General features: G+C 48.4%; 4 protein-coding genes. 3 read left to right on the forward strand and 1 reads right to left on the reverse strand.

The genetic code is table 11. The annotated features are described in order from the left end of the window. Positions 1 to 153 precede the first annotated feature (153 nt). Complete coding sequence (locus tag IGR76_13515; GenBank protein ID MBF2079495.1) at positions 154 to 801, forward strand: ATP phosphoribosyltransferase; 648 nt, start codon at positions 154 to 156, stop codon at positions 799 to 801. Positions 802 to 944: 143 nt separating this feature from the next. Here IGR76_13515 and IGR76_13520 read toward each other — a convergent pair whose 3' ends face one another. After that, on the reverse strand, positions 945 to 1,181 hold the full coding sequence (locus IGR76_13520; GenBank protein MBF2079496.1) for a hypothetical protein: 237 nt from the start codon (positions 1,179 to 1,181) through the stop codon (positions 945 to 947). A gap of 774 nt (positions 1,182 to 1,955) precedes the next feature. Between IGR76_13520 and IGR76_13525 the strand changes: the two genes are divergently transcribed. Both IGR76_13525 and IGR76_13530 read left to right on the forward strand, forming a co-directional pair. Beyond that, complete coding sequence (locus IGR76_13525) at positions 1,956 to 3,536, forward strand: bifunctional pantoate--beta-alanine ligase/(d)CMP kinase (GenBank protein MBF2079497.1); 1,581 nt, start codon at positions 1,956 to 1,958, stop codon at positions 3,534 to 3,536. A gap of 374 nt (positions 3,537 to 3,910) precedes the next feature. After that, on the forward strand, positions 3,911 to 4,722 hold an 812-nt coding region (locus tag IGR76_13530; GenBank protein MBF2079498.1), incomplete at its 3' end, for a lipopolysaccharide biosynthesis protein.

Consider the following 4,722-nt stretch of genomic DNA (forward strand, 5'->3'; position numbering starts at 1 on the left):
CATCCTGGCATTTTACGCCGCAGAGCGGCGGGGAATCGACCCGCAGGGATTGAAACCGTTAGGTTAGGGCACGGCATCGCTGTGCCCTTCTTTTTGCCGTATCTTGGTAAGATCGTTGGGCTAAGACCCTATTGCAAACTCCATTTACCTGATATGTTCACTGTTGCGCTGCCCAAAGGAGCCCTTCTCAAAGACAGCATTCGGTTACTCCAATCCGTTGGGCTTGATTTTTCTGCGTTTCTATATAGCGCAAACCGCCAATTGGAAATTTGGGACACAGAACATCAAGCGAAAGCTCTACTCGTTCGCAACTACGATGTTCCTGTGTATGTTGAATATGGACAGGCACAACTTGGCATCGTTGGCTATGACATTCTTCGCGAGAAGAAACCCAAGGTAGCCCATCTTGTCGATTTAAAGTTTGGCTATTGTCGAATGTCGATTGCCGTTAAGGAATCCAGTCCCTATCGTTCAGCGTTAGAACTTCCCCCCCACTGCCGTATCGCGTCCAAGTTTGTGCAGTGTGCCCATGACTACTTTCAAGACATTGATTTGCCCGTCGAGATTGTTCCCCTTTATGGATCCGTCGAGCTAGGCCCCATTACAGGGATGTCGGAAGCGATTGTTGATCTCGTTGCCACAGGACGAACGTTAAAAGAAAATAACCTGATAGAAATTGAGCAATTGTTTGATAGCACAGCTCGACTGATTGCCCACCCTACCAGCTACCGTGTAGATTTGGGAAACATGCGCCGCGTGATCGACGATATGCGGTCGGCCATTGCATCTGTTCCCGTGTAATCGAGCAGCACCTCGCTGTTAGGTTCCGAAGTTCGCGATCGCTGCTCCCTGACCAGGGAAACCAGCGTTGCTACTCCCCCTCACCTAACACTGCTGCTGCATGCTTACCCACCGTTGCACTCTGTCATACATAGGCAGAGATACTACTGGAGGCTATCTGGAGCGCAGCCCCGGAAGCCATGCTGAATATTGGCTTCCCCAGTTGAGTAGACGCGAACACACTGCGTTTGGTCAAAAAGGCAAAACAAAATTCCTAGGGTAGCAATCGTAGTAATGATGGCGATCGCTGCTGGAATCAAAACCTCTTGAACTACAGGCGTACAGATGGGCAGAATCTCATCGAGGTGGGGTGAGCGATACTCAGAATTTGCAGGCTTCATAGGGCGATCGCTCACGAACTAGGGGGCAAGACAAATGTACAACCATCCGTGGGATAACAGGGAGGATTCTTGGCAAGAGGACGCTTGATGGTTGCTGTCGATGAAAGAGCTGAGCACGCAAAAATGACCGCACTCGCGGCAGAGAATACAATAATTTTGTGAGTCATAGTTACCTGTAGACGCACAGTTCAGCTTTATTCTGACTGTCGCGCTTGGTGGAAATAAATGGAAATAAATAGTCTGGAGACCCTGCTGGCCTGATTCACGAAACGGACATCATTTGTAGTGTTTAATACTGGCACTTAGCGTTTCTACCGAAGCTTATCTATGAGCCAACCCTATTAAACACGACTTGTAAATGGGCGATGTCCAGCACTACATCAAGTGATAGAGTATCGAACGTTGTTACTTTTTACTCTATTCCTTTTCGGATACTGAGTGTGCCAATACCAACCTTAACAGAGCCACATATTTATTAATACCCAGAGAGGTAAGGGCAATGCTTCGGTGAATTCTCTTTTTTTACACTGCATGCGGTCGTACGATCTACGAAAGATCCGTAGCTTTCCTGATCTGATATGCAGCTCATCCTATGCTATTGACACATGGGCACTGATCAGTTCGGTTGACTCAGCAGAACTGCACCATTGATATTGATAAAGTTTGTAAACTACGAGTAAAAGCTTTAAAAACAAGGTTGCCAATTAGGCTTGTAAAAGTGCAGCTTAGAAGGGTATTGTCTCTGGGGCCATTTACGTTATTGGGAGATTGACTGTGCGTCTGTTAACTACAGTTGCAGGACTACGCTGTGCGTTGGATCGTTTTCGCCTATCATCACCAACGCGGATTGAGCACCAGCGGATTGGATTAGTCCCTACAATGGGCGCACTGCATGAGGGGCATCTAAGCTTAATTCGCCGCGCACGCGCAGAGAATGAAATAGTGGTTGTCAGCATTTTTGTCAATCCTCTCCAGTTTGGCCCCAACGAAGACTTCCAACGATACCCCAGAGTCTTAGAACAGGATCAAAAACTCTGCGCCGCACAAGGGGCAGACATCGTATTTGCACCCTCTGCCGTAGAACTATACCCCTTCACTAAGGTTCCCAACAGCCAAGACCTCACCCACATTGTGCCCCCTCAATCCATGGTGCAGCTTATGTGTGGGCGATCGCGTCCCGGCCATTTTGAAGGGGTTGTTACCGTCGTCGCCAAGCTCTTTAACCTGGTTCAACCCACGTCTGCCTACTTTGGTCAAAAAGATGCCCAGCAACTCGCGATCCTCAAACGCTTAGTTTTGGATTTAAATATCCCTGTGAATCTGGTAGGCTGTCCGATTGTGCGAGAAGAAAACGGATTAGCGTATAGTTCCCGCAATCAGTATTTGACGGCAGAAGAGCGTACCCAAGCCGCAACCCTCTATAAAAGCCTGTGCAAGGCCAAGGAAGCTTTTATGAATGGACATCATTTGCGTGAGACCTTATTGCAGCAGGTACATGACGAATTAGCCACGGTTCCGGCGTTAGATCCCGAATATGTAGAACTGGTAAACCCAGAAACCTTAGAACCGCTGGAAGAAGTCGAAGAAGCTGGATTGCTGGCGATCGCGGTACGGCTAGGGAAAACGCGTCTCATTGATAATATTATTTTGCAAAATCGCAGACCCATCCTAGCCATCGATGGTCCAGCCGGAGCGGGCAAATCCACCGTCGTGCGGCGAGTCGCACGGGAACTAAACTTGCTCTATCTAGACACTGGAGCTATGTATCGCGCCGTAACGTGGTTAGTCCTGCAGTCCGGAATTGCCCTAGATGACGAGCCTGCGATCGCTGAACTCGTCAGTCAATGCGACATTCAACTCGCATCCGGCACCACCGATGGCCATGATCTATCGGCGGCACCTTGCCGAGTCTGGGTCAACCAACAAGAAGTCACTCAAGAGATTCGCAGCCTGGAAGTCACTGAACATGTCTCGGCGATCGCGGCTTTGCCCTCTGTCCGCCAGGAACTCGTCAGCCAACAGCGACACTATGGCCGTAAGGGAGGCATCGTAATGGATGGACGTGATATCGGCACCTACGTCTTTCCCGATGCGGAACTCAAAATATTTTTGACCGCTTCTATTGAAGAGCGCGCCCGTCGCCGCCAGCAAGACCTTCTCCAGCAGGGAACTGAAGTGCCCTTGAAGCATTTAGAGCAAGCGATCTATGAGCGCGATCGTAACGATTCGTCGCGTACCGTCGCTCCACTCCGCAAAGCGGAAGATGCCATTGAAGTACAGACAGATGGACTCACGATCGAAGAGGTCACCTCTCAGATCGTAGCTTTATATCGAGAACGCTTTCAGGAGGTCTAATGCCTCGATACAAATAGCACTCTCATGTTTCGCAATTAGTAATTAATTACATAGTGATATAGATGTGCTGATCGCTTAAAGTCCTTACACAATACTCTAGTCAGCATAAAGATTCCATGAGTGATACTCCACTCTATTGTGCTGTGAGAGAAATTGATTGATACTTTCAGTTGAAGTAGTAGAGAGTCTGAACTTTGCGCCTCAGTTATTGAGTAAGCTCGGAAAGTCGGGAACTCTAAAAGTTAGATGACTACGTTTAGGTAGTGCATGTGAACGTAATGTTAACGTTTGCGATGCAAGTCGAATTGATATCGACTTGCATCAAGCTTCACTTCAACTATATCTCGTAGCATTTTCCGAGGGTATCGATAAGTATGGAGCCCAACCACCTCCAGAATCAGCAATATTTCCTACAATACAGTGAGGAGATCGACTTTCAGAAGTACTGGCTGGTGCTGAAGCGTCGCTGGCTACCAGCGGCAGGAGTTCTCTCGACTGTTGTTGCCATGTCTACACTGTACGCCCTGACTCAGAACCCGTCCTACGAAGCAACGGGAAAGCTTCTCATCCGAACCGATCGCTCCTCGGCGCTAACTGGCGTAGCACCTGGCTCTAATCTAGGGCAGGTAACGACCTTGTACGCTCAAAACAATCCATTAGATACCCAGGCAGAAATTCTAAAGTCCATACCTGTTGTAGCAGAGGCAATTGAGGCTCTCGATTTGAGAGATGACGAAGGCGAACGCGTGAAACCTTCGGATGCTATAAGGGGCTTGGGTGTCAAATCTGTTCCGGGCACAGATGTACTCCAGGTCTCCTATGAGTCGACAGATCCAGATCTGGCAGCAGCAGTTGTAAATGCTGTAATGGAATCCTATATTCACAAGAACATAGCCAATAATCGAGCCGAAACGATCGCCGCGCGAAAATTCATTCAGCAACAGCTACCGATTGCAGAAGATGCGGTGAATGATGCGGAAATTGCCTTACGAAACTTTAAGGAATCGAATCAAATCGTGGCTTTGGATCAAGAGGCGACGAGTATTGTTACAACCATAGCAAACTTGGAGAATCAAATTGCCCAAACTCAAGCGAATTTAGTCAGTGCAACAGCCCAATCCCTGGAATTACGTCGGCAGGTGGGCATGAATCCAGAGCAAGCTGTGAATCTTAGTCGCCTTAAACA

The sequence above is a fragment of the Synechococcales cyanobacterium T60_A2020_003 genome (assembly GCA_015272205.1).
Taxonomy (GTDB): Bacteria; Cyanobacteriota; Cyanobacteriia; order RECH01; family RECH01; genus JACYMB01.

Coding starts and splice junctions, on each gene's coding strand:
- IGR76_13515 (MBF2079495.1), top strand. CDS start 154: ATGTTCACTGTTGCGCTGCCCAAAGGAGCCCTTCTCAAAGACAGCATT.
- IGR76_13520 (MBF2079496.1), bottom strand. CDS start 1,181: ATGAAGCCTGCAAATTCTGAGTATCGCTCACCCCACCTCGATGAGATT.